A 24330-nucleotide genomic window follows, 5' to 3' on the forward strand; every position below is an offset into this window, starting at 1 on the left:
TCGACAGCTCCCGGCTCCGGCGTTGTGAGGAAGCGACGTCGGCGGGTCGGGCTCATGTCTCGGCCGGTGACCGAGTCACGACGATCTTGCCTTTCGCGTGTCCCTGCTCCATGTAGGTGAGGCCTGCCGGGGTCTGGTCGAAGGGGAAGGTGCGGTCGAGGGTGGGGCGCAGCGCGCCGGCGTCGTAGAGGGTGGCGAGTTCGGCGAGCCGGAGACCGTCGGCGTGCATGAACAGGAACGCGTAGCGCACGCCGAGTCTCCGGGCCCGAAGGCGGACCTTGGCGCTCAGTGCGGCCATGACCGGGGCGAGGATCGGCTTGCCCAGCTGGCGGGCGAAGGCCGGGTCGGGCGGGCCGACGACGCTGATGGCGAGCCCACCGGGAGCGAGGACGGTCAGCGACTTCTCCAGGTTGCTGCCGCCGCGCGAGTCGAGCACGACGTCGACGCCGCTGAGCACGTCGGCGAAGTCGGTGCTGCGGTAGTCGACGACCTCGTCGGCGCCCAGGGCGCGGACCTTGTCGGTGTCGGCGGCGCTCGCGGTGGTGGCGACGTGCGCGCCGAGGTGGTGGGCGAGCTGCACGGCGGTGGCGCCGAGCCCGCCGGCGCCGCCGTGGACGAGCACCCGCTGCCCGGGCCGGACCGCGGCGAGCTCCACCAGGGCCTGCCACGCGGCGAGTGCGACGAGCGGGACCGCCGCTGCCTCGTCCATCGTCAACGACGTCGGTTTGTGGGCGACGTCGTGCTCGTCGATCGCGATCCGCTCGGCGAAGGTGCCGATGCGCAGGTCGCGCGGACGGGCGTAGACCTCGTCGCCGACGACGAACCCGGTCACCTCGGCGCCGACGGCAGCCACGGCGCCGGCCACGTCGTGGCCCAGGGTGAACGGGCGCCGGTAGGGGAGCAGGAGCTTGAACTCGCCGTTGCGGACCATCGCGTCGAGCGGGTTGATGCCCGCGGCGGCGACGTCGACGAGCACGTCGCGGTCCCCGACGGTCGGCTCGGGCACGTCGGCGGCACGCAGAGCGTCCGGGCCGTACTCGTCCACCACGAACGCCCTCATGACGGCACTCCTCCATCGACCGACGACTGCTCTTGAGTCTCCCGGACCATCGGCCCCCTCAGAGCCAGTTGCGTCGCTTGAACGCGATGTAGAGCACCAGGGAGGCGGCGGCCATGAGGGTCAGTGCGAAGGGGTAGCCGAGGGTCCACCGCAGTTCGGGCATGTTGTCGAAGTTCATGCCGTACACCGCTCCGACGAGCGAGGGTGCGAAGAGGATCGCTGCCCAGGACGAGATGCGTTTGACCTGCTCGCCCTGCCGCAGGCTGCTCTCGGTGAGTCGGGTGATCTCTTCGTTCTGGCGCTGGCCGACGAGAGCAGAATTGACGTTGAGGATGTTCACCAGCAGCTGGCGGAACGCGTCGGCCTGCTCGATGACCTGCTCGACGTGGTCCCCGACATCCCGCAGGCCCCGATGCAGGTCGATGGCGTTGGGGTCGTCCTCGGTCGCGTCGCGCAGGTCCTCGAGGACCGCTCGCAGTGGGTCGATCGCGCGCTGCAGCTCGATCACCTCGCGGGAGAGGTGGTAGATGCGCTGGGACACGTTCGGGTCGCCCCCGAAGACCTCATTCTCGACCTGGTCGATGTCGTCGCGCAGCCCGGTGACGACCGGGCGGTACTCGTCGACCACGCGGTCCAGGACGGCGTAGAGCACGGCGTGCGGCCCCTGCCGAAGGAGGTCGGGATCGTTCTCCAAGCGGCGCCGCACCTCGGACAGGTCGGGGGTCTCGGCGTGCCGGACGCTGACGACGAAGTCCTCGCCGAGGAACAGGTGCACCTCGCCCACCTGGACGTCGTCGGTCTCGTCGACGTACCACGCCGGGCGCAGGACGACGAACAAGGTCTCGCCGTAGCGCTCGAGCTTGGGACGCTGGTGCGCCGCGATGGTGTCCTCGACCGCGAGCTTCGGCAGCTCGAACTCGTCGGCGACCTGGTCGACCTCGGCCTCGTCCGGGCGCAGCAGGCCGATCCAGGCGAAGCTGCGCCCCTCGCCGGGGCATCCACGCAGCAGCTCGAAGGTCCGGTCGAGGGAGTCCGGGCCCGCAACGCGCTCGCCGTCGACGTAGAGGGCGTTGTCCACCACTGTCATGAACTCATCGTCGCAGCTCAGGCGGGCCGCTCGGTTCCTTCGGCCCGTGACGTCGAGGGATGCGGAGACGATGGCGCTGGCTGCACCGAGATCGGCTCCTCTCCGGACTGCGACCGATCAGCCGTCCGGACCGCCTCTCCGCTCAGCCGACGATCCCGCCGACGAGGAGACCGAGGAGGTAGGTCAGGGTGGCCGCGCCGGCACCGATCGCGAGCTGGCGCAGCCCGCGGCGGAGCGGTGGTCCGCCGGAGAGCACCCCGACCGTCGCGCCCGTCGTTAGGAGACCGAGGCCGACGAGGACCATCGCGGCGATCAGTGCAGGTGGTCCCTCGAGGCCGACGAGGAACGGCAGGACGGGGATCGCCGCGCCGGAGGCGAAGAAGGCGAAGCTCGACACGGCGGCGCCGACCCCGGTGCCGACGACCTCGTGGCGGGTGTCGGGGACGGGGTCGGGTCGTGCATCGGCGCCGTGGAGCACGGCCTCGGCCTGGCGCTGTGCGTCCTCGGTGCTCATCCCGCGCGCCCGGTAGACCAGCGCCAACTCGTTGGCCTCGATGTCGAGGTCGGGGAGGACGCGTCGGGACGCGGGGTCGGGGGCCGACGCGGCGAGCAGCTCCCGCTGAGAGCGCACGGAGATGTACTCCCCGGCGCCCATCGACAGCGCGCCGGAGAGCAACCCGGCGAGACCGGTCAACAGCACGGCGCCGGCTCCGACGCCGCCGCCGCTCACGCCGAGCACCAGGGCCAGGTTGCTGACCAGCCCGTCGTTCGCGCCGAAGACCGCGGCGCGGAAGGTCCCCGAGGCCTGTTCGCGGCCGCGGGCGGCCAGCCCGCGCACCACCTCGGCGTGCACGCGTTCGTCGGCGACCATCGCGGGGGTGGTGTCGACGTCGGCCGCCGCGTCCTGGGAGGCACGGCCCTCGGCACGCTGGGCGAGGGCGAGCACGAAGACCGAGCCGAAGTGCCGGGCGAGCAGTGCGAGCAGTCGCAGGCGCACGTCGCCACGCGCCGCCGGGCCGGCCTCGTCGCCGAGGAGGGCCTGCCAGTGGGCGGCGTGACGCTCCTCGGCCTCCGCGAGGCCCAGCAGGATCTCGCGCTCGTCCTCGGAGGTCCGTTGCGACGCGAGGTCGCGGTAGACCCGTGCCTCGGCGCACTCGTCGGCGAGCCGCTTGCGGCGCCGGCGCGTGGTCGCGTCCAGGTCGGGCATGCGCCGAGGATGCCCGAGTTCGGCATGCTCAGCCTGACCGGTCGCTGGTAGACCGGGTGGGTGCCTGGCGCCCACGCTCAACCGCCGCAGGGGCGTGGGCTGGAGCGGGTGGCGCCGATGCTGGCCACGGCGGGGCCGGTCCCTCCCGGGCCGGAGTGGGCGTTGGAGCTCAAGTGGGACGGCATGCGCTGTCTGGCCTACGTCGAGGCGCCGAGCCCGGACGCCGTGGTGCTCGTGTCTCGGGCCGGCCGTCGGGTGTCGGGCTCCTACCCCGATGTCGCACGGGCTCTGGCGGCGGCGGTGGGGACGCGTCGGGTCGTGCTCGACGGGGAGATCGTCGTGCTGTCGGCTCCGTCGGCGGGTGCGCCGGCGCGGCCGAGCTTCGACCGGCTGCAGCTACGGATGGGTGTGCAGAAGCCGTCACCGCAGCTCGTCGACCGAGCGCCGGCCAGCTTCGTGGCCTTCGACCTGCTGTGCTGGGACGACGAGCCGCTGCTCGCGCTGCCCTACCTCGAGCGCCGGGCGCGGCTCGAGCGGCTCGGCCTCGACGGCCACCGGGGCCTCGTGGTGTCCCCGGTGCTGGAGGGACTCGAGGCGGGGACCGCGCTCGAGGTGGCGGAGAGCCACGGCATGGAGGGCATCGTGGCCAAGCGCCGCGACGCGGCCTACCGGCCGGGCCGCTCGCACGCCTGGGTCAAGACGCCGCTGTGGCGCACGACCGAGGCCGTGATCGGAGGCTGGGCCGAGGGCCGCGGCCGGCATGCCGGCGCCGTGGGCGCCGTCCTGCTCGGGCTTCCCACGCCTTCGGGCGGGCTGCGCTACATCGGCCACGTCGGCACCGGGCTGCGCGACAGCGAGCGCGACCGGCTGCACGTCCAGCTCACTGATGTCGAGACGGCCGGGAGCCCCTTCGACGGTCCCGTTCCCGAGCAACGATCCGCCCGGTGGACACGGCCGACGCTGGTCGCCGAGGCTCGCTTCCGCTCGTGGTCCGACGACGGGGTGCTGCGCCACTCCTCGTGGCGGGGGCTGCGCGCCGACCGCCACCCCGATGACCTCGCCCCTGGTCTCCCGGCCGCTGATCGAGGGGACGTCGCTCCTCGAGGGCACCGCTGGCACCACAGAGCGAGTGATCCGTGATGTCGCGGGCCGACAATTCGTTCAGTCCTCGGAGCACATCCGGACCGCGCTCCCGCCCGAATGCCGGGCGATCGTTCCGGCAACTGTCGTAATGGATCTGTGATGTAGCGAGAAAAGCCGGCGAATCGCAGCGCGGGGCTACCCCAGCACGCTGAGAGAGGGGAGGGTGGCCCCGCTGCGCCATCCGGGGGAGGTCTGACGGGCATGCCTGTTCACCATGGTCGACACGAGATGCCGGGGTGGCGGGGGTACCTGCCGGAGAGCGTGGACCGGGCCGCCCGCGCCAGGTCCGGTCGCCGTGACCGGGGTGTTCTCGGCACGCCGTCGCGCCGCGTCGTGGCCCTCGGCGCCCTCGCGGTCTGCGCCGTCGCGGGGGGAGCTGTGATCACCACGAGACCGGCCGGTCCGCCGGATGCCTCTCCGGGGGCGGCCGACGAGGCCGCCTCCGTGTCGGCCGGGAGCTCGGCATGGACGCGGGAGGCCACGACCGTCCTCGCTGCGCTCGAGACCGAGCTCGAGCGGACCGACGAGGTCCGGCAGCAGTGGGACACCTCCTCCATCGCCCGCCGCGACGGGCCACCGCCACACGCGGTCCTCGCCCTGCTCGGGCGGCAGAAGGAGCTGGCCGAGCATCGCGACGCGCTGCGATCCGCGTTGGCCGCGATCCGCTCCGAGTCGGCGTCGCAGGTCGCGATGGCCACCGCCTGGCAGCAGCTACGCGCCGCGCAGGAGATGCTGCGATCACTGGACGCCGGTCGCAGCGCCCTCGGCGACCCGGTGGAGGCCACGGTCCTGCGACTGGCCCTCGACGAGGACGCGTCTGTGGCGTCGGCCGCCGGCCCGGGGCCGGACCGCGACACACGGGGGCCGACCGCGAGGGCGTTCGAGGACACCGCGACCGTCGCGTTGGCGGCGACGACGTCGACGCTGCGCGCCCCGTCGATCGGGGCGACCACCTCGGTGGCCGGGGTCCCCTCGGCCTCGGGTGTGGCACGCGAGCGGACGGCGCCGACCGCGTCTCCGACCGCAGCGGCGTCGGAGGCCGTCGTCCGATCGGTCCCGGCCGACGGGGGTGCGGCCGACGCCGCCACCGGGACGGCCGGTCCGGACTCTCCGGGTCTGGCTGCTCCGGCGGTTCGGGACGGCGGGTCCGTGGACGACGGGAACCAGCGCACGCCGACGCAGGACACCCCGACGCAGGACACCCCGACGCAGGACACCCCGACGCAGGACACCCCGACGCCGCAGGACATCCCGACGCAGGACACCCCGACGCCGCAGGACCCGTCCTCGCTCGATCCGACACCCGCCGCACCGTCCGAGCCGACGATGCTGACCTTCGACCATTCGTCGACCGTCGCGCCGGACCAGGAGTCGACGGGGGACGAGGCGCCCCTCGTGTCCGACCCCGACCCCCACCCCGAGGCCGACCCGGAGGCGGGGGAGGAGACGACCGCGCCACCGGAATGAGCACGACGACGCCATTCCGTCGACAATTCCTACCGATGATATCGTGGCGAGCCGGAGCGCGATTCACGGAACAGCGAAGAAATCTCACGAGTGCCAGGGCAATCCCGCCGAACGTCGTCTGCTCACGACCGCCCCAGCGCCGGCAGCCCCGTCTCCGTCACGTGCCGCAGGGCGTCGAGCCCGGCGGCGATGGTCGGCTGGTCCTGTGACCCGGCCCGCACGGCGGCGATGACGCGTCGGGTCGGCACCGGGTCGGTCGTGATCGGGATGCGCCGGGTGTCGTGGTGCGCGGGGAGGTCGGCGAGCCGCGGGACCAGGGCGACGCCGAAGCCGCGGGCGACGAGGGCGGCTCCGGTGTCCCACTCGTCGGCGTAGTGGGCGATGTCGGGCGCGAAACCGGCCGCGGTGCAGGCGAGCGTGACGAGCTGGTGGTAGGCCCGGCCGACGTTGCCGCAGATCCACGGGTCACCGGCGAGATCGCGGAGGGCGACGACGCCGCGGCGGCCGACCAGGGGGTGGTCCGGGCCGACGAGGATGTCGAGGGGTTCGTCGAACAGCGAGTGCTGCTCGAAGGCGGCGTCGGAGGCCGGCGGGATGCTCGGCGTCGCGACGATCACGGCGACGTCGGCCTCGTCGGCGGCCAGCAGGTCGAACGACCGTCCGGGCTCGCTCTCGCGCAGGACCACGCGCAGCGCGGGGTGCTCGGTGCGCAGGTGCTCGAGGGCGCGGGGGACGACGACCGCGGCGGCCGACGAGAACGCCGCGAAGCGCAGCGTCCCGCCGACGGCGCCGGCGCGGTGGGCGGCGAGATCGGCGCGCGCCTGCTCCCACGCGGCGGTGAGGGTCTCGCCGTGCTCGAGCAGCGTGTGGGCGGCGGGGGTGAGCCGCACGTTGCGTCCGACCGGCTCGAGGAGCGGGACGTCGAGCTCGCGCGCGAGGGCCTGCATCTGGTGCGAGACCGCCGACGGCGTGAGCCGGCAGACCTCCGCGGCGGCGGTGACCGTGCCGTGGCGCGCGATGGCCTGGAGCACGCGCAGACGCCGATCGATCATGTACTCACCGTACAAGATCATAGGTTCGACGTTTCGATGGACGCGGACGAATCTCGCCGCTGACACTGCGGGAGCACCACAGGCCACGACGGCCTCCCCGGTGCTCCACCACGGCCTGAGCACGCCCGAGAGGAGCCCGACAGCCATGACGACCGACACCACGAGCGCAGCCGTCGATCCGTACGCCGCGCTGCCGGCGCGTCCCGTCGATCCGGCGCTGTTCACCCGCGAGAGCACCTACCGGCCCACCCGCCTGCCCGTCGAGCTCGCGTCGACGCTGCTGCCCGACGCGTACACGTCGCCGGAGTTCTTCGCGCTCGAACAGCAGCGGCTGTTCACCACCAGCTGGGTCGCGGTCGGCATCACGAGCGACGTCGCGAAGCCCGGTGCCTGCATCGTCGTCGAGGTCGCCGGCCGATCGATCTTCGTCACCCGCAACCGGCACGGCGCGCTGCGCGCGTTCCACAACCTCTGCCGCCACCGCGCGACGAAGCTCCTCGACGCCGACGCCCGCGAGGTCGGCAAGCGCGGGCGCATCCGCTGCCCGTACCACAATTGGACCTACGACACCGACGGGACGTGCCTCGGGACGCCGCTGTTCGAGGACTCCGACGTCCCCGCCGGCCAGGAGCCGATCTTCGACACGTCGGTGGCGAAGGGCTTCGACCGCGCCGACTACGGCCTGCTCGACGTCGCGGTCGACTCGTGGGGCCTGTTCGTCTTCGTCAACCTCTCGCCGGACCCCGCGCCGCTGGCCACCCAGCTCGGCGACCTGCCCGAGCGCTTCGCCGAGTACCGCCTCGACGAGTGGGTCACGCAGCGGACCAGCACCTACGACGTCGCCGCGAACTACAAGCTCATCGGCGAGAACTTCATGGAGTACTACCACCTGCCCTGGGTGCACCCGGAGCTCAACCAGGTCTCCAAGTTCTCCGACCACTACCGGTGGCAGGGCCCCGGCATGTACACGGGCATGTGCACCACGCCGGTGTCGCGCAACTCCGACGCGGGCGGCTGGGACGGGCTCAAGGCCCTGAGCACGCTGGGCCCGCAGGACGCCGACAGCGGGCGGTTCGTGTGGCTCTTCCCCGGCACTGCGCTGGTCGTGCTCCCGAACCACGCGTTCGTGCTGTTCAACCGGCCCGTCGCGGCGAACCGCACCGTCGAGACCGCCGTCCTGCTGGCGCACCCCGAGTCCCTCGACGAGGCGGGCGGGCACGACAGCGCCGAGGAGGGGATCGAGCAGCTCGCGAAGTTCTGGGATCTCGTCAACCGCCAGGACCTCGAGATCGTCGAGCGCGTCCAGGAGGGCCTCGAGAACCCGGCCTACCGCGGCGGGCGGATGTGCTTCCAATTCGAGGAGCCGCTGCACCGCTTCCAGAACATGGTCATCGACAAGATCGTCGGCATCGAGCGTGTCCCGGGCGGCGACGCCCTCGAGCCCGGCGACACCATGACCCGCATGTTCCCCGACCCGTGACCGCCACCCTGGCCCACGGTGCGGCCGCCGAGCACCGCATCGGCGGGCAGCGGGTCCCGTCCCGGCACGAGCCCCTCCCCGTCGAGGACCCGTCCACCGCGACGACGATCGCCCACGTCCCGCGCGGAGACGCGCGGGACGTCGACCTCGCGGTGTCCGCCGCCCGGGCCGCCGCACGCCGGACCCGTGTGACGACACCGGCCGAGCGCGGGCGCCTGCTGCGGTCCCTCGCCGCGGCGCTCGACGCCGACCTCGAGGGGTTCGCACGGCTCGAGACCGGCGACACCGGCAAGCCGCTGTCGCTCGCCCGCTCGGAGATCGCCGGGTGCGTCGGCTACCTCGACTACTACGGGGGCGCCGCCGACAAGCTGCACGGCGAGACGATCCCGATCGGGCCCGGCTCGCTGGCCTACACCGTGCGCGAGCCGGTCGGGGTCACCGCGCACATCGTCCCGTGGAACGCGCCGCTGTCGATGCTCTGCCGCAGCGTCGCGCCGGCGCTCGCGGCCGGGAACACCGCGGTGGTCAAGCCCGCCGAGCAGACCCCGCTCACCGCCCTGCGCTTCGCCGACCTCGTCGAGGGCCTCGACCTCCCGCCGGGGACCGTCAACGTCGTCACCGGCCTCGGCGCCGAGGCCGGTGCCGCCCTCGCGGCCCATCCCGGCATCGGCTCGCTGACCTTCACCGGCTCGGTCGCCACCGGCCGGGCGGTGCTCCGCGCGGCCGCGGAGCACATCACACCCGTCGTGACCGAGCTCGGCGGCAAGTCTCCGCAGATCGTCTTCGCCGACGCGGACCTCGACGACGTCGCACGGCAGGTGGTCACCGGCTTCACCGCCAACAGCGGGCAGTACTGCGACGCCGGCTCCCGCCTCCTCGTCGCACGGACGGCGCACGACGAGCTCGTCGAGCGCATCGTCGCCCGGCTCGCCTCGCTCACCCTCGGCGCCGGGATCGAGGATCCGGACCTCGGTCCGATGGTGTCCGCCGAGCACCGCAGGCGCGTCAGCGACTACGTCGCGCTGGGCGCCCGCGAGGGGGCCACCGAGGTCGGCAGGCGCCGCGCCCTGCCCGGGCCGGGACACTTCGTCGCCCCGGTGGTGTTCACCGGCGTCACCCCGGAGATGCGCATCGCCCGCGAGGAGATCTTCGGCCCGGTCCTCGCGGTGCTCGGGTTCGACGACGAGGAGCACGCCGTCGCGCTCGCCGACGCCACCGACTACGGCCTCGGCGTCGGCATCCACACCCGCGACATCGACCGGGCGCTGCGCGTCGCCGACCGGGTCGACGCCGGCTACGTGATGATCAACGAGTACTTCGCCGGCAGCCCGGCCGTCCCCTTCGGCGGGACCAAGCTCAGCGGCACCGGCCGCGAGCGCGGGCTCGTCGCCCTCGACAGCTACCTCAAGAACAAGACCGTCGTCGCCCGCGTCGGTCCCGCCACCCAGCCCCACGCCACACAGCAGGGAGAACCATCGTGACTGCGGACGCGGCCGACGTCGTCATCATCGGCGGCGGCCTCGAGGGCTGCGCCGCCGCCTGGGCGCTGACCCGGCGCGGCATCACCGACATCACCATCGTCGAACGCGACACCGTGGGCTCCGGCGGCACGGGCAAGTCGTCGGGCGTCGTGCGCTGCCACTACGGGGTCTCGTCGCTCGCGGCGATGGCCACCCGCAGCCTGGAGACGTTCGAGAACGCCGAGGACGTCCTCGGGGCGGACGTCGGCTTCCACCAGACCGGCTACGTCGTGGGGGTCGGGCCCGAGAACGTCGACGCCCTGCACGCGTCGGTCGCCGACCAGCGCGCCGTCGGCGTCCGCACCGAGGACATCGACCACACCGACGTGCGCAAGCTGTGGCCCGTCGCCGACCTCGAGCCCTTCGCGGCCTTCGCGTGGGAGGAGCGCGGCGGGTACGGCGACGCCTACCAGACCGCGCAGGCCTTCGCGGGCGCCGCGCGCCGCGCCGGTGCGCGCCTGCGGCAGGGCACCACCGCCACCGCGATCCGCACGGACGGCGACCGCGTCACCGGCGTCGAGCTCGCCGACGGCACCGCCATCGCGACCGAGCACGTGGTGCTCGCCGCGGGCCCGTGGTCGGTCGGCCTGCTCGCCGCGCACGGCATCGAGCTGCCGATCACCCCGCACCGCGAGCAGATCGTGCTCGTCGACCCCGGCCAGGACCTCGGCCCCGTCCCGGTGTTCTCCGACCTGGTCTCGCTGCAGTACATCCGTCCCGAGGGCGCGGGCTCGCTGCTCTTCGGCAACTCCGACCTGTCCATCCTCGAGCCGGCCGACCCCGACCGGTACTCGAACCAGGCGACGTCGTCGTTCGTCGACCTGACCGTCGAGAAGGTCGGCGACCGCCTGCCCGGTCTGGCCGATCCGGCGATCGCCGCGAGCTACGCCGGCTGCTACGACGTCACGCCCGACTTCAACCCGGTCATCTCGGCGGCCCCGCTGGACGGGCTCGTCGTCGCCGCCGGCTTCTCGGGGCACGGCTACAAGATCTCGCCGGCCGTCGGGCGGCTCGTCGCCGACCTCGTCGCCGACGGCGTGAGCTCCGACGCCGACATCCCCGCCCGGGACTTCCGGCTCTCCCGCTTCGCGGAGGGCGACCTGCTCCGGAGCCCCCACCCCTATGTCGGCGCCGGCCAGATGCGCTGAGGACGGAGACCCGCGATGGACCTCATCATCCATGAGCGCCGCGACGAGGCCGACGGCGTCGTGTCCCTCGTCCTCGGGCGGGCCGACGGCGGCGAGCTCCCGGCCTGGGCGCCGGGCGCCCACGTCGACGTGACCCTCGCCGACGACCTCGTCCGCCAGTACTCCCTGTGCTCCGACCCGGGCGACCGGCAGCGCTGGCGCCTCGGCGTGCTGCGCGAGCCGGAGAGCCGCGGGGGATCGGAGCACGTGTTCGACAAGCTGCACGACGGCGACATCGTCGAGGTCGGCGAGCCGCGCAACCACTTCGCGCTCGAGCCCGCGCCGCGCTACGTGTTCGTCGCCGGCGGGATCGGGATCACCCCGATCCTGCCGATGATCGCGGCGGCGGAGGCCGCGAGAGCGGAGTGGACGCTGCTCTACGGCGGGCGCACCCGCACCTCGATGGCCTTCCGGGACGAGCTCGCCGCCCACGGCGACCGCGTCGTGCTCGGGCCGCAGGACGAGGTCGGCCTCCTGGACCTCAGGGGCCAGCTGATGGCTCCCCGCCCCAGCACGCTCGTCTACGCCTGCGGGCCGGAGCCGATGCTCGACGCGCTGGACACCGCGATGACGGCCTGGCCCGCCGGCAGCCTCCACGTCGAGCGGTTCACGCCGCGCACGATCGCGACGGACGGCGCCGACGGGGCGTTCGAGGTGGCGTGCGCGGCCAGCGGCGTCACCCTGGTCGTCCCGCCGGACCGGAGCATCCTCGAGGTCGCGCAGGACCGCGGACTGCCCGTGGACCTCTCGTGCGGGGAGGGCACCTGCGGCACCTGCGAGACGCCGCTGCTGTCCGGTCGGGCCGAGCACCGCGACTCGCTGCTCACCGACGAGGAGAAGGCGGTCCAGGACACGCTGTTCATCTGCGTGTCCCGGGCCGAGCGTGGCTGCCCGCGCCTGGAGCTGGATCTCTGAGCCATGCGCATCGCCGAGGTGCACGTGCACCAGAAGGATCGCCCGTTGAGCGGCGCGGCCTACCGCATGTCCGAGGGCGCGTACACGGCGCTGGACTCGACGATCGTGGAGATCGTCTCGGACACGGGGGTCTCCGGCTGGGGGGAGACGTGCCCGGTGGGCCCCACCTACGCGCCGTCGCACGCCCTGGGGGCACGCGCGGCGCTGCAGCAGATGGCGCCCGGGCTGATCGGGCTCCCCGTGACGGGTCCGCTCGCGATCCAGCGGGCGCTGCACGGGCTCCTGAACGGCCACGCCTACGCCAAGGCGGCGATCGACATCGCCGTGTACGACCTCGTCGGCAAGGCCCACGGCATGCGGGTCTGCGACCTCCTGGGCGGCGCGACGAGCGACCGGGTGGACGCCTACTACTCGCTCACCGTCGGCGAGCCGGACGACGTCGCGCGCATCGCCGTGGAGAAGATCGCCGAGGGCTATCCCCGCCTCCAGGTCAAGGTCGGCGGGCGGCCGGTCGACCTCGACATCGAGACGGTCCGGAAGGTGTGGGAGGCGACGGGCTGCACCCGCCTGGCCGTCGACGCCAACCGGGCCCTGACCTCCCGCGACGCCCTCCGGCTCAGCCGCGAGTGCGCCGACATCCCCCTCGTGCTCGAACAACCCTGCAACACCATGGAGGAGATCGCGGCGATCCGCGGGCAGCTGCACCACGCGGTCTACCTCGACGAGAACACCGAATCCGTGGGCCACGTGCTCCGGGCGATCTCCCTCGGGGTGTGCGACGGGTTCGGCCTGAAGGTCACGCGTCTCGGCGGGTTCGGCGCGATGGCCACCGTCCGGGACCTCTGCGAGGCACGCTCCCTGCCCCACACCTGCGACGACTCCTGGGGCGGGGACATCATCGCGGCCGCCTGCGCCCACCTCGCGGCGACGGTCCACCCGCGCCTGCTCGACGGCGTCTGGATCGCCGAGCCGTTCATGGACGGCCACGACGACTCGACCGACCCGGTGCGGGTCGAGAAGGGTCGCATCACGGTGCCGACCGGTCCCGGTCTCGGCGTCGTCCCCGACGAGGGCGTCTTCGGCGCGCCCGTCGCCTCCTTCGCATGACAACCCTCAGACGACCGAACAGGTGAGAGCCATGAACGTCCCCCCGAAGGCCAGGTACGTGATCGTCGGCGCCGGGATCCACGGGCTGTCGACCGCGTGGCACCTCGCCACGGAGCTGCAGGAGCGCGGCCTCGGTGACGGCGGCGACGTCCTGGTCGTCGACAAGACCGACATCGGCGCGGGCGCCTCGGGCGTGGCGTGCGGGGTGATCCGCAACAACTACTTCCAGCCCGCGATGCGCCGGCTCATGGCGCACTCGGTGGACGTGTGGGAGTCCGACCCGGAGGCATTCTCGTACCACGGCGTCGGCTACATCCAGGCCGCTCCCGACGCCATGCGCGACGACGTGGTGCAGATCCACGCCGAGCAGCAGGCGATCGGCTACGAGTCGGTGCTCGTCGAGGGCGTCGACGCCTGCCACGAGTACATGCACGAGATGTTCTCCGACTGGCAGGCGCCCGGCGTCTCGGTGATCCTCCACGAGAAGCGCGGGGGATACGCCAACAACGTGGCGTCCCTGCGGGGTCTGGCGGACAAGGTGCGCGACGCCGGGGTGACCATCGCGACCGGCGTGACCGTCACCGGTATGCGGCTCGACGGCGGTCGGGTCGCGGCGGTGGAGACCGACGCCGGGGCGATCGAGTGCGAGCACGTGGTCGCCGCGGCCGGCCCGTGGGTCCGCGACCTCTGGGCCATGCTCGACCTGCCGAGCACCGTCACGGTCCGCACGCCCGACGGTCGCGTCATCCCCGACGCGCCCATGTGGACCTACTGGGCGCTGCAGGAGGGGATCCTCGACGTCGACCCCCAGGAGTTCATGGACAACCGGGGCGAGTTCCCGCCGGTGATCCACGTCGACTCGGACGCGCCGCTCCACGACGACGTCGACGGCACGTTGATCACCGACCGGATCTGGGGCATCTACTACAAGCCGGACTTCCACTTCGGCGGCGTGCAGGGCGGCGCCTCACCGGAGCCGATCGCGCGCCCGGCCGACGCGGTCGCCGTCGACCCGTACGGGACGGCGAGCCCGGAGTTCGTCGTCGGCGAGGACTTCGTCCGGATGTGGACCTCCGCGCTGGCCGCGTGCCACAAGCGCTTCGAAGGGCGTCGCGACATCTACCGCAAGGAGCCCTCCGGCGGGATCGGCGCCTTCACCCCGGACAGCTTCCCGGTGTTCGACACGTTCCGGGAGAACGCCTACGTCATCGCCGACTCCAACCACGGCTACAAGATGATCGGGGTCGGCGCCCTCGTGGCCCGCGAGCTGCTCGGCGAGCCCCAGGAGCTGCTCGAGCCCTTCCGCCTCGCCCGGTACGAGCGCGGCGAGCTGCACCCGACCAGCCACTCGCCGTTCCCCTGGAGCTGATCGCGGTCCCCTGAGCTGCACCGGACGCGCGTCGGCGGCGACGGCGCCACCCAGCCGCGCAGCACCTTCGGCCTCGCCACCGGGATCGAGACGCCCGGACTAGGGCGTGACGATGGCGAAGTCGGGGTCCGGCGCGTCGGTCAACGCGTTCAGGCGCTCGAGCACGCCCGCGTCCCCGGCCAGCTCGACACCGTCGGTGGCGCCGGAGGAGAGCAGGGCGAGCAGCTGCGGGCGCGTCAGCGTCACGGCCAGGTCCGCGTCCCGTTCCGCGGACGTGGGGTGGTGGATGAGCGCGCCGTTGCTCACCTCCATGTGGAAGTGCTCGCCGGTGTCGCTCAGGGTCCAGGCGATCGCGAACGCCTCCTCCCAGGCCTTCTCCCCGACGAGGCGGATGGCCACCGAGTCGAACAGCTGGGTGACCGTCAGGGCCGGCGCCATCCCCGACGAGTCGAGCTCGGTGCGCCCGATCGAGGTCGCCCGGAGCTCGTGGGCGCCGGTGAGGTAGGCGTTGCGCCACGTCGCGTTCTCGGCGCCGTAGCCCAGCTGCTCCAGGACCTCGGCCAGCACCTCCCGCGCCGCCCGGTCGCCCGGATCGGCGAAGACGGCGTGGCTGGCGAGCTCGGCGGCGAAGCGCAGGTCGCCGTCGGCGCCGAACCGCCGCGCGGCGGCGACGGCGGCCTCCTGACCGCCCAGCGCCGCGACGTAGCGCTTGCCCGCTGCCTCGGGCGGGTGCTGCCAGAGGTGGGCCGGATTCGCGTCGTACCACCCGAGATAGCGCTGGTAGATCGCCTTGATGTTGTGGTTGACCGACCCGTAGTAGCCGTGGGTGTGCCAGGCCTTCTCCAGGGCCGGTGGCATCTCGACCATCTCGGCGATCTCCGCGGCGACGTAGCCCTTGTTGATCAGCCGCAGGGTCTGGTCGTGGAGGTAGGCGTAGAGGTCCCGCTGCTCGGTCAGGTAGCCGACGATGTCCTCGGTGCCCCAGGTCGGCCAGTGGTGCGAGGCGAACACGACGTCGCTGTCGCGGGCGAAGAGGTCGATGGCCTCGGCCAGGTAGCGCGACCAGATGCGGGGGTCGCGCACCTGCGCGCCCCGCAGCGTCAGCAGGTTGTGGAGGTTGTGGGTGGCGTTCTCCGCCATGCACAGCGCCCGCTTGTCGGGGAACGCGAGGTTCATCTCGGCCGGGCACTCGGTGCCGGGGGTCATCTGGAAGACCATCCGCACCCCGTCGATCGTCTCCTCCTGGCCGGTGTGCGTGATCTCGAGGGTAGGGGCGATCAGACCGGGGGTGCCGGTCGACCCACCCGCGCCCAGGCCGATGCCCACGGTGCCGGTCGGGCCCTTCGCGAGGTGGATCGCGGCGTAGTAGTAGCTGCGGCGCAGCATGGCGACGCCGGCGTAGACGTTCTCCGACACCGCGTGCTCGAGGAAGTGCTCGGGGGCGAGGATCGGGACGTCGGTGTCGGCGTCGACGACCCCGAGCACGCCGCCGAAGTGGTCGAGGTGCGCGTGGGTGTAGATCACGGCGGACACCGGGCGGTCGCCGCGGTGGCGGCGGTAGAGCGCCAGCGCGGCGGCCGCCGTCTCGGCCGAGATCAGGGGGTCGATCACGATGATGCCGCGGTCGCCCTCGACGAGGGTCATGTTGGACATGTCGAAGCCGCGGACCTGGTAGATGCCCTCGCTGACCTCGTAGAGCCCGTGCTTCGCCGTGAGCTGCGCCTGCCGCCAGAGGCTGGGGTCGGCGGTGTCCGGACACTCGGTGTCGAGGAAGGACCACTGGTCCATGTCCCACACGACCCGGCCGTCCGCGGCCGTGATGACCATCGGCTCGAGGGTCCCGATCAAGCCGCGGTCGGCGTCGGCGAAATCGCGCCGGTCCGAGACGTCGCCGCCGCGTGATCCGTCCATCGTCAGCATGGTGCCGACGCTAGGAACCACCGCCGGGATCCGGTTCACCCGCGCGGGATGAGTGGCGCGCTCGCCCGCGGTGCGCCCCCCCGCTCATCCCCCGCGGGGGAGCCGTGTCCGGCGCCGGCCGCCCTACCCTTCCGGCATGGTCGAACGCACCGCCACGACACCGCCGAGGGCGGGCGAGCACGCCGCCGGCCGGGTCCGTGCCGCGATCTACGGCACCGTGATCGCCATGTCGGTGCTCGCCTACCTCGGCGACCACGAGCCGGGTCCGTGGGTGACGGCGCTGACCGTCGCGGGCACCGGCGTCGTGATCTTCCTGGCCGAGGCGTACGCCGAGGTGGTGGGCCGTGCCTACACCGGCGTCGCGGCATCGTCGGCCCAGGAGGTCCGGGCGGCGCTGCAGCAGAGCTCCTGGGCCGCCGTCCCGGGGCTCGTGGCAGGGGTCGTGCTTCTGGTGCTGGCGCTGATGGGTGTCGACCTCTCCACCCGCATCGACATCACGCTCTGGGTCGGGGTCGCGGTGCTCGGACTCTGCAGCGCCCTCGCCGGGCGCTCGACGCACCGTCGACCGGCCGTCCGGGTGGCCTGGACCCTCGCGTCGATCCTCGTGGGTTCGGTCATCGTCGCGCTCAAGGCCGCGGTGCACTGAACGGGGAACACCGTCGGTGTCGACGCGGACGGCGGAGCCGACGTCTACTCGCTCGTGGAGCGCGGCTCCGGGTGGGTGACGTGGCTGCTGTCGAACCCTCGGCTCGACGCCATGCGGCGGGCGAGCTCGGCGCCGGCGTCCATGTGCTGGGCGATGGCCTGCATGGAGTGGCCCGGTCCTCCGGCTGCCGGCGGCTGGAGATCGACCGAGCGCAGGAGCCGGACGGCGGCGTCGAGCATGGTCGCCACGGCGTGGGCGACGTCGGGCTTGCCGACCTCGCTGACCTTGTCCCCGGTCGGCCGGGCATCGCGTCCGGCGGCCAGGGCGCGGGCGGCCTCGTCGAAAGCCGTGATCGCTACGTGCTCAGCGCTGTCCATCGAGGGGGATTCTGGCCGAACCCTCCGCGGACCGCGCGTCGATCGTCCCGCGTCCCGGGAGGCCCGACCGGGCACACTCCGACCGTGCTTCGGAGCCACGCCGCGGGCGGAGTGATCGTCGATCCGCAGGGCCGGGTGGTCGTCGTCCGTCAACGGGCGCGCACGTGGTCGCTGCCCAAGGGCCACGTCGAGGCCGGCGAGGGCGTGCTCGACGCGGCACGGCGCGAGATCGACGAAGAGTGCGGGCTCGCCGACCTCGAGCTCGTGCGCGAGCTGGGGTCGTACACCCGGTGGGGCTTCGGCCACGGCCTGCCCGAGCGCAAGACGATCACGTTGTTCCTGTTCCGCAGCCCCGAGGCCACCTTGCAGCCCCGTGACGCGGCCAATCCGGAGGCGCGGTGGGTGCCGCAGGAAGCGGTCGCGGGGACGCTCTCGAACCCGTCCGACGCCGAGTTCTTCCGACGGCACGTGCTGCCGCTGCTCGGTGAGTCCTGAGGCGCCCAGCCTGCTCCGCCCGGAGCAGCCCGCGAGGCGTTCGGGGCCACCTCGGGACGTCGTGTGATCGACGGGGCGTCCCGGGGTAACGCCTGGCCCGGACGGTTCAGCAGCAGCCGGTCACGACTTCCGGGCCTGTTGCAGGAGAGACACGTCATGACTACCGCCGATCGTCCCGTACCCATGTCGCCGGAGGCGCCGTCGCGTCGTGAGGGGGCGGACATCGCCGTCCGTCCCGTCGACGCCGCGCACGGCGTGATCATCACCGTCTCCGGCTCGGTGAGCGCACCGGACGCGACGGAGCTCGGCGAACACCTCCGGCGCGAGTTCGACCGCGAGCCCAGCGTGGTCGTCGTCGACCTGTCGGGCGTGCCTGCCTGCGACGGTGCCGGCCTCGAGGTCCTGGCGCAGGTCCGCGACCGAGCGCAGACCAGCGGGATCGCCCTGCACCTGGTCCATCTCGGGGCGCCCGACGCCAGGGCGTGGCTCGCCGACGCCCGGCTGCTCTGAGGCAGGGCGTCCCGCGCCGGCCGTCGGTCTATCGGCGTGTCCCGCCCACCTCGGGGCGGGAGCCGGAGGCGTCGGCGTTGTCGAGGAGCCACTGCGCGACGGCGGTGAGCTTCATGTTGGTGTCCTGGGAGGACGTGACCAGCATCTGGAAGGCGCCCTCGTCGTCGACCTTGAAGCGCTCGCGCAGCAGACCCTTGGCCTGGCCGATGAGGTCGCGGCTGTCCACGGCGCGCTGCAGGTGGACGGCGGTGTTCGCGCCGTAGAGCAGCATTGCGGCCTGGATGCCGAACAGTCCGGCCAGCGTCTGTGCTTCCTCGTCGAAGGCGTCGGGTTCGGCCGAGTAGAGGTTCAGCGCGGCCCGGACGCCGCCGTCGACCGAGAGCTGGGTCGACATCAGGGCCCGGTAGCCGGCTTCGGCGGCGTAGGGGGCGAACCGTGGCCAGCGGTCGGCGTCGGCCCCTGCGAGGTCCTGGGCGACGACGGTGCCGGTCTCGGGAGGGTCCTCGATCGCGGTGATGCACGGGCCCTCGTTGAGCTCGCTCTGCTTCTCGTCGAGCTTGCGGATGCTCTCGCTGGTGGGATGGCGGGTCTCGATGCGCCCGTGTTCGGTGATCGAGATGCTGCCCGCGTCCAATCCCGGGACGGTGACCACGGCCGAGGCGACGATCTGCTGGAGGGTCTGCTCGAGGTCGCGGACGCTGCGGCGCCGGGCCAGGTCCCGGGCCGCGGTGCGCAGGGCGGCGACGAGGTGGTCGTGATGCCCGGAGGTCATGGGTGTGCTCCCCGCTCGTTGAGGGGCCGGTGGGCACGAGGCGCGAGAGAGCGTGCGCGCTGTCGGGCAGGGCCGACGCGACGGGCGCGGCGATCTGCCCTGTTGACCGGCTGGCGGAGGTCGGGGATGCACATGAAGCACGGGACCGAGGAGAACGCTGTGGAACAGGCGCCCCGTGTCCGGGTCACGGCCGTGCGGTCGACCTGCGCCACACCGTACAGCTGTCCGTCCTCGCCGGTGGGGCGGCGCGACCCCGCCCCCGCGGCGCCTCGCGGCGTGCGCGGAAGCGGGGCCGGCCCCTCCGGCTGCGCTGGTGAACCGGACCTGCGGCGTACTCGCGTATACCGTCCGGTCCGGCTCCAGCCCACAGTCCGGCAGGGGTCGTCTACCCCGAGAGGCTGATCTCTCGAACCCCTGCTCCCGAGGATGGTGCGTTCGGCCGAGAGCGAACCCTCGTCTCCGCACGCGGCACGCTGGCTAGCGTCGGCTCAGTGTCAGGGTCAGCTCGCCGCTGTTGCGGTGGTTGGGAACCTGGCTGCTGGTGATCTGGCTCTTAGCGTCGGTGCCGCCCTAGAGGCTGGCGAGCATGCGTTGTGCCGATCATCCGTGGCTGGGACCGGCCGGCGTGACTTGATAGGAGCGTGGCTGCGCCCCCACTGAGGTGTGTCCGCCGGCCGGCCCAGCTGTGTCCCTCACGGCTCAAGAGAGGAGACCTCTCGATGGTGCTCACGGTCGGGGTCGATGTCCACAAGGACACCCATACCGCGGTGGTGGCCGACGAGCTGGGGCGCGAGTTGGCCAAGCGCACGGTGTCGGCCACCGATACCGGTCACCGCGCTCTGGTCGGCTGGGCCGCCCGGCACGCGGCGGGCGAGCGGACCTGGGCGGTCGAGGACTGCCGGCACGTCTCCACCCGCCTGGAGCGGGCCCTGCTCGGCGCCGGGGAGCAGGTGGTGCGGGTGCCGCCGAAGCTGATGGCCGGCGCCCGGTCCTCGGCGCGCACGCGGGGCAAGTCCGACCCGATCGACGCGCTGGCGATCGCGCGGGCCGCGCTGCGTGAGCCCGACCTGCCCGTCGCCGAGCACGACCAGAGCTCGCGAGAGCTCAAGCTGCTGGTCGATCACCGCGAGGACCTCGTCGCCGAGCGCACCCGGATGCAGAACCGGCTGGGCTGGCACCTGCACGAGCTCGACCCCGGGATCGACCCGCCCGCGCGGCGCCTGGGCGAGATCGGTCTGCTCGACGCGCTCGCGGCGCGGGTGGCCGAGCAGCACAGCGGGATGGTGGCCCGGCTGGCCGGTGAGCTGCTCGCCGACATCCGTGAGCGCACCCTGCGGATCCGGGCCCTCGAACGTGAGATCACCACGTTGACCCGGCAGGCCGCGCCCCGGCTGCTCGAGCTGCCCGGGTGCGGGGCGCTGACCGCGGCGAAGATCGTTGGGGAGACCGCCCGGCCGGGACGGTTCCGCTCCGAGGCCTGCTTCGCGATGCACGCTGGCGCCGCCCCCATCCCGGCGTCCTCGGGGCGCACCGACCGCCACCGCCTCGCCCGCGGCGGCAACCGGCAACTCAACGTCGCTCTGCACCGCATCGCGGTCACCCAGACCCGTCTGCCCAACAGTCTCGGGCAGGCCTACTACCAGCGGCGACGCGCCCGAGGCGACACCACCATGGAAGCCCTACGAGCCCTCAAACGACGCCTGGCCCGCGTCGTGTTCAACCTCCTCCAACCCCCGACGACCACCGTGCCTGCCTCGCAGCCCACGGCGGCTTGACATAGGAGCAACGCATGGTCGCCACGCGCGAGGTCACGTACGACGCCGACGGTCTGGTGATGGTCGGGCACATGGCACGGCCGGACGGTGCGGGACCGTGGCCCGCGGTGCTGATCGGGCACGACGGGATCGGTCTCGACGACTTCCAGCGCCGCCGCGCCGACCACCTCGCCGAGCGCGGCCACCTGGCCCTGGCGATGGACTACCACGGCGGCCGGTGGTTCGGCGGTGCCCCGGAGGCGATGCTGGCGCGGGTCCTGCCGCTGATCGGCGACGCCGACCGGATGCGGGCCGTCGGGCACGCCGCGCTCGACGTGCTGCTCGCCGAGCCCGGCGCCGACCCGGGCCGGCTCGCCGCCCTCGGGTACGGCGCGGGCGGCTCCGTCGTCCTCGAGCTCGCCCGTGCCGGGGTGCCGTTCCGCGGTGTCGCCGTCGTCCACCCCGGCCTGCCGCCCGCCCGCGCCGAGGACTGGGCCGCGGTCGGCGCCACATTCCTGCTCGCCACCGGCTCCGAGGACCCGCTGTGCACGCCTGACCAGGTCCTGGCGTTCACGACGGCGCTGGAGGACGCCGGGGTCGACTGGCGTGTGCACGTCTACGGCGGCGCCCAGCACGCGTTCTGGGCCGCGCCGGCCCACCCCGATGGTTCGCCGACCGGGGGCACCACCCACACGACGGCCACGGTGCCCGGGGTGGCGTACCACCCCGCCCACACCGCCCGGGCGTGGCGGGCGGTGCTCGACCTGCTGGACGAGACGATCGGCGAGCCGTCGACCCAGCCGTCGACCCAGCCGTCGGGACGACGCTGATCGGCCGTCGGCGCGCCGCGCACCCTGGACGCCGGCCTCCGTCGCCGGTCAGGCTCCACGCCGTGCGGGCACCGTCGGCCCACCTGGCCAACCTCGACCTCAACCTGCTCGTGTCGTTGCGGGAGCTGCTGCGCGAACGGAACGTCACGCGGGCGGCCGCCCGCATCGGGGTCTCCCAGCCGGCGGCCAGCGCCGCGCTGTCCCGGCTCCGTCGCCACTTCGACGACGAGCTGCTCACCCGGCACGCGGGCGGCTACGTCCTCACGCCGCTCGCGATCCAGCTCGCCGACCAGGTCGAGGGGGTCTGCACCGCGGCGGAGCGCCTGTTCGGCACCGGGCACCACTTCGACCCCCTGGCCTCGCGCCGCGGCTTCAGCCTGCTCATCGCCGACTACACCGTCGCCGTCCTCGGGACCGCGCTGTCCGGGGCGCTCGCCCGGCGCGCGCCCGGCGTGGAACTGCGACTGCGGCTGGTGCGCGAGTCGTTCTCCGCCGACATCGGCGAGACGATCAGGCTCATCGACGGCATGATCGCGCCGCCCGCCGCGCGCTTCGACCGCCCGGATCTGCGCTCGGTCGACCTCTTCACCGATCGTTGGGTGCTCCTCATGGACGCCGCGAATTTCGCGGTGCACCAGGAGCTGACCGCGGCCCGGCTGGCCGTGATGCCGTGGGTCGTGCCCTTCGCGCCGGAGCGCGGGTTCTCCGCCGCGGCGCCCATCACCCGCCAGTTCACCCGGCTCGGCGTCGAGCCGGACACCCGCGTGCGGGTGGAGAGCTACCTCGCCGTACCCCACCTCGTGGCCGGCACCGACCGGGTCGCGCTGGTGCAGGAACGGCTCGCCCGCGACGTCGCCGCGGGCCTCGGGCTGGTCGTCCGCGAGTGCCCCGGCACCGACGCCGAGGACGGCGCCGGCACGATCTGCGAGCGGTTCTGGTGGCACGCCGACCTCGACAACGACCCCGCGCACCGCTGGCTGCGGTCCTTGCTCGTCGAGCTGTCGGCGGAGCTGTGACCCGCTGACCTGGAAGTATCGACGCGGTTGATGCCCGTGCAGGCCGGTTGTCTATTTCCGTGTGGTCCAGAGCACTGCCTAGCGTGCGTGACATGCCACACCCGCTCACCGACCTCCCGGTCCGCACGGTGGTGCGGGAGGGGCCGGCCCATCCCGCCGATCCGGCCGACCACCGGGTCCGCGCCGACGTCTGTGTCGTCGGGGCCGGCATCGCCGGACTGTCGGCGGCGGTGGAGTCGGCGAAGCTCGGCCGTGACGTCGTCCTCGTCGACTCGCTGCCGGTGCTCGGCGGTCAGATGGTGAACTCCCTGATCGGCCTGTTCTGCGGTGTCTTCGGCAACGCGCCACAGCACCGCCGGCTGACCTACGGGCTCCTCGAGGACGTCTTCGCCGACCTCGGCGCGAGCGGGGACCTGTTCTACCGCGTCGGCCACACGACAACCGTGGGGTACGACGAGGTCCGCCTGGGCCGGTGGGTGGAGGACACCGTCCGGGCCCACGGGATCAAGGTGCTCACCGGGGCGTCGCTCGCCGGGGTCGATCGCGAGGGCGACCGCGTCGTCGGCGCCCGCTTCGCCACCCGGTACGGACCCGTCGACGTGCGTGCCCACGGTTTCGTCGACGCGAGCGGCGACGCCGCACTGAGCTGGGCGGCCGGGCTGCCCTGCCGCCTGCCCGACCGGGAGATCTACGGGAGTCAGCAGCTCGTCGTCGAGCACCTCGACGAGTCGGAGCCGCCCGACCCCGCGGACCTCTCCGCCCGGGTCGGGGCGAAGGCCGCCGAGTACGGCCTGCGCCGCCACGACGGCCTCGCGTTCTTCTTCCCCGGCCGGGGCACCGCCGTGCTGAACATGACCCACATCGAGGCGCCCCTCGACCCGATCGCCGCCGCCGAGGCCCAGCTGGAGGGCAAGGCCCAGGCCGACCGGGTCGTCGAGTTCCTGCGGGCCGAGTTCCCCGAGGTCTTCGGCAAGGCCGCCGTCCGCTCCTACGGGCTGCCCGGGCGTCGCCAGACCCGCTGGGTGCAGGCCGTCCACCAGCTCACCGTCGACGAGGTCCGGGCCGGGACCCGCTTCCCGGACGCCGTCGCCCGCACGGCCTGGCCCATCGAGCTGCACGACACCCCGGACGGCTATGTCTGGGAGACCTTCGGCGAGGACCACCTGCACTACGTGCCGCTGCGCTCGATGGCGCCTCCCGAGGTCGCGAACCTGCTCGTCGCCGGGCGCTGCGTGGACGGCGACGCGGCCGCGCTGTCGAGCGTGCGCGTGATGGGGCCCTGCGCGGCGATGGGCCACGCCGCCGCGCACGCCCTCGACATGGCGGGCTCCGACGGCAGCGTGCACGCGGTGCACGCCGATCGGGCTGCCGAGCTCCACGACCGCATCCGGGAGAACGTCGATGACTGAGCCGAGC

22 protein-coding genes are annotated in these 24330 nt (G+C 73.2%); 15 read left to right on the forward strand and 7 right to left on the reverse strand.

Going from position 1 to position 24330, the window contains the following annotated elements:
• Positions 1-52: 52 nt before the first annotated feature.
• From OG774_RS04090 to OG774_RS04100, 3 genes are all read right to left on the reverse strand, one after another.
• Entirely contained in the window at positions 53-1060 is a 1008-nt protein-coding gene (locus tag OG774_RS04090; protein WP_328306922.1) for an NADP-dependent oxidoreductase, read from the reverse strand.
• A 58-nt stretch (positions 1061-1118) separates the two neighbouring features.
• The gene (locus OG774_RS04095) at positions 1119-2147 is read right to left on the reverse strand and encodes a magnesium and cobalt transport protein CorA (protein WP_328306924.1); all 1029 of its coding nucleotides are present in this window, start codon (positions 2145-2147) and stop codon (positions 1119-1121) included.
• 142 nt (positions 2148-2289) lie between these two features.
• Positions 2290-3354 carry a VIT1/CCC1 transporter family protein gene (locus tag OG774_RS04100; RefSeq protein ID WP_328306926.1) on the reverse strand — a complete coding sequence of 355 codons (1065 nt, stop codon included), beginning with the start codon at positions 3352-3354 and terminating at the stop codon, positions 2290-2292.
• A 117-nt stretch (positions 3355-3471) separates the two neighbouring features.
• Between OG774_RS04100 and ligD the strand changes: the two genes are divergently transcribed.
• Both ligD and OG774_RS04110 read left to right on the forward strand, forming a co-directional pair.
• Positions 3472-4494 carry a non-homologous end-joining DNA ligase gene (gene ligD / locus OG774_RS04105; RefSeq protein WP_328306928.1) on the forward strand — a complete coding sequence of 341 codons (1023 nt, stop codon included), beginning with the start codon at positions 3472-3474 and terminating at the stop codon, positions 4492-4494.
• A 447-nt stretch (positions 4495-4941) separates the two neighbouring features.
• The gene (locus tag OG774_RS04110) at positions 4942-5964 is read left to right on the forward strand and encodes a hypothetical protein (protein WP_328306930.1); all 1023 of its coding nucleotides are present in this window, start codon (positions 4942-4944) and stop codon (positions 5962-5964) included.
• Between the two features lie 122 nt (positions 5965-6086).
• On the opposite strand, the gene OG774_RS04115 is transcribed toward OG774_RS04110, so the two are convergent.
• Entirely contained in the window at positions 6087-7016 is a 930-nt protein-coding gene (locus OG774_RS04115) for a LysR family transcriptional regulator (RefSeq protein WP_328306932.1), read from the reverse strand.
• A 145-nt stretch (positions 7017-7161) separates the two neighbouring features.
• Here OG774_RS04115 and OG774_RS04120 point away from each other — a divergent pair, with 145 nt between their 5' ends.
• The 6 genes from OG774_RS04120 to OG774_RS04145 are packed head-to-tail and all read left to right on the forward strand — an operon-like array spanning position 7162 to position 14594.
• Positions 7162-8496 carry an aromatic ring-hydroxylating oxygenase subunit alpha gene (locus tag OG774_RS04120; RefSeq protein WP_328306934.1) on the forward strand — a complete coding sequence of 445 codons (1335 nt, stop codon included), beginning with the start codon at positions 7162-7164 and terminating at the stop codon, positions 8494-8496.
• Positions 8493-9977 (forward strand): aldehyde dehydrogenase family protein, encoded by a 1485-nt coding sequence (locus OG774_RS04125; RefSeq protein ID WP_328306936.1) that lies wholly within the window; start codon positions 8493-8495, stop codon positions 9975-9977. Before OG774_RS04120 ends, OG774_RS04125 begins: the two co-directional genes overlap by 4 nt.
• Entirely contained in the window at positions 9974-11164 is a 1191-nt protein-coding gene (locus OG774_RS04130) for an NAD(P)/FAD-dependent oxidoreductase (RefSeq protein ID WP_328306938.1), read from the forward strand. The genes OG774_RS04125 and OG774_RS04130 overlap by 4 nt, the downstream gene beginning before the upstream one ends.
• A 15-nt stretch (positions 11165-11179) precedes the next feature.
• On the forward strand, positions 11180-12118 hold the full coding sequence (locus OG774_RS04135; RefSeq protein WP_328306940.1) for a PDR/VanB family oxidoreductase: 939 nt from the start codon (positions 11180-11182) through the stop codon (positions 12116-12118).
• Between the two features lie 3 nt (positions 12119-12121).
• The gene (locus OG774_RS04140) at positions 12122-13225 is read left to right on the forward strand and encodes a mandelate racemase/muconate lactonizing enzyme family protein (protein WP_328306942.1); all 1104 of its coding nucleotides are present in this window, start codon (positions 12122-12124) and stop codon (positions 13223-13225) included.
• A gap of 31 nt (positions 13226-13256) precedes the next feature.
• A complete protein-coding gene (locus OG774_RS04145) occupies positions 13257-14594 on the forward strand; it encodes an NAD(P)/FAD-dependent oxidoreductase (RefSeq protein ID WP_328306944.1) in 1338 nt (445 codons plus the stop codon).
• 99 nt (positions 14595-14693) lie between these two features.
• Here the strand turns inward: OG774_RS04145 and OG774_RS04150 are convergent, their stop codons facing one another.
• Entirely contained in the window at positions 14694-16505 is a 1812-nt protein-coding gene (locus OG774_RS04150) for an alkyl/aryl-sulfatase (RefSeq protein ID WP_328306946.1), read from the reverse strand.
• 145 nt (positions 16506-16650) lie between these two features.
• Here OG774_RS04150 and OG774_RS04155 point away from each other — a divergent pair, with 145 nt between their 5' ends.
• Complete coding sequence (locus tag OG774_RS04155; protein WP_328306948.1) at positions 16651-17160, forward strand: hypothetical protein; 510 nt, start codon at positions 16651-16653, stop codon at positions 17158-17160.
• A gap of 44 nt (positions 17161-17204) precedes the next feature.
• On the opposite strand, the gene OG774_RS04160 is transcribed toward OG774_RS04155, so the two are convergent.
• A complete protein-coding gene (locus tag OG774_RS04160) occupies positions 17205-17537 on the reverse strand; it encodes a hypothetical protein (RefSeq protein ID WP_328306950.1) in 333 nt (110 codons plus the stop codon).
• A gap of 84 nt (positions 17538-17621) precedes the next feature.
• Between OG774_RS04160 and OG774_RS04165 the strand changes: the two genes are divergently transcribed.
• Together OG774_RS04165 and OG774_RS04170 are read left to right on the forward strand one after the other, a co-directional pair.
• On the forward strand, positions 17622-18032 hold the full coding sequence (locus tag OG774_RS04165; RefSeq protein ID WP_328306952.1) for an NUDIX domain-containing protein: 411 nt from the start codon (positions 17622-17624) through the stop codon (positions 18030-18032).
• Between the two features lie 156 nt (positions 18033-18188).
• Entirely contained in the window at positions 18189-18542 is a 354-nt protein-coding gene (locus OG774_RS04170; RefSeq protein ID WP_328306954.1) for an STAS domain-containing protein, read from the forward strand.
• 28 nt (positions 18543-18570) lie between these two features.
• Here OG774_RS04170 and OG774_RS04175 read toward each other — a convergent pair whose 3' ends face one another.
• A complete protein-coding gene (locus OG774_RS04175) occupies positions 18571-19314 on the reverse strand; it encodes a GAF and ANTAR domain-containing protein (protein WP_328306956.1) in 744 nt (247 codons plus the stop codon).
• 719 nt (positions 19315-20033) lie between these two features.
• Here OG774_RS04175 and OG774_RS04180 point away from each other — a divergent pair.
• The 4 genes from OG774_RS04180 to OG774_RS04195 all read left to right on the forward strand — a co-directional run bounded on the left by OG774_RS04180 (position 20034) and on the right by OG774_RS04195 (position 24323).
• Positions 20034-21089, forward strand: a complete 1056-nt coding sequence (locus tag OG774_RS04180) for an IS110 family transposase (RefSeq protein WP_328306958.1) — start codon at positions 20034-20036, stop codon at positions 21087-21089.
• Positions 21090-21103: 14 nt separating this feature from the next.
• Positions 21104-21898, forward strand: a complete 795-nt coding sequence (locus OG774_RS04185; RefSeq protein ID WP_328306960.1) for a dienelactone hydrolase family protein — start codon at positions 21104-21106, stop codon at positions 21896-21898.
• A gap of 62 nt (positions 21899-21960) precedes the next feature.
• Positions 21961-22914 (forward strand): LysR family transcriptional regulator, encoded by a 954-nt coding sequence (locus OG774_RS04190; protein ID WP_328306962.1) that lies wholly within the window; start codon positions 21961-21963, stop codon positions 22912-22914.
• Between the two features lie 92 nt (positions 22915-23006).
• Positions 23007-24323: an FAD-dependent oxidoreductase gene (locus OG774_RS04195; RefSeq protein ID WP_328306964.1), complete on the forward strand. Its 1317-nt coding sequence runs from the start codon at positions 23007-23009 to the stop codon at positions 24321-24323.
• Positions 24324-24330: the final 7 nt, after the last annotated feature.

Source organism: Actinomycetospora sp. NBC_00405, from assembly GCF_036044095.1.
Lineage (GTDB): Bacteria > Actinomycetota > Actinomycetes > Mycobacteriales > Pseudonocardiaceae > Actinomycetospora > Actinomycetospora callitridis.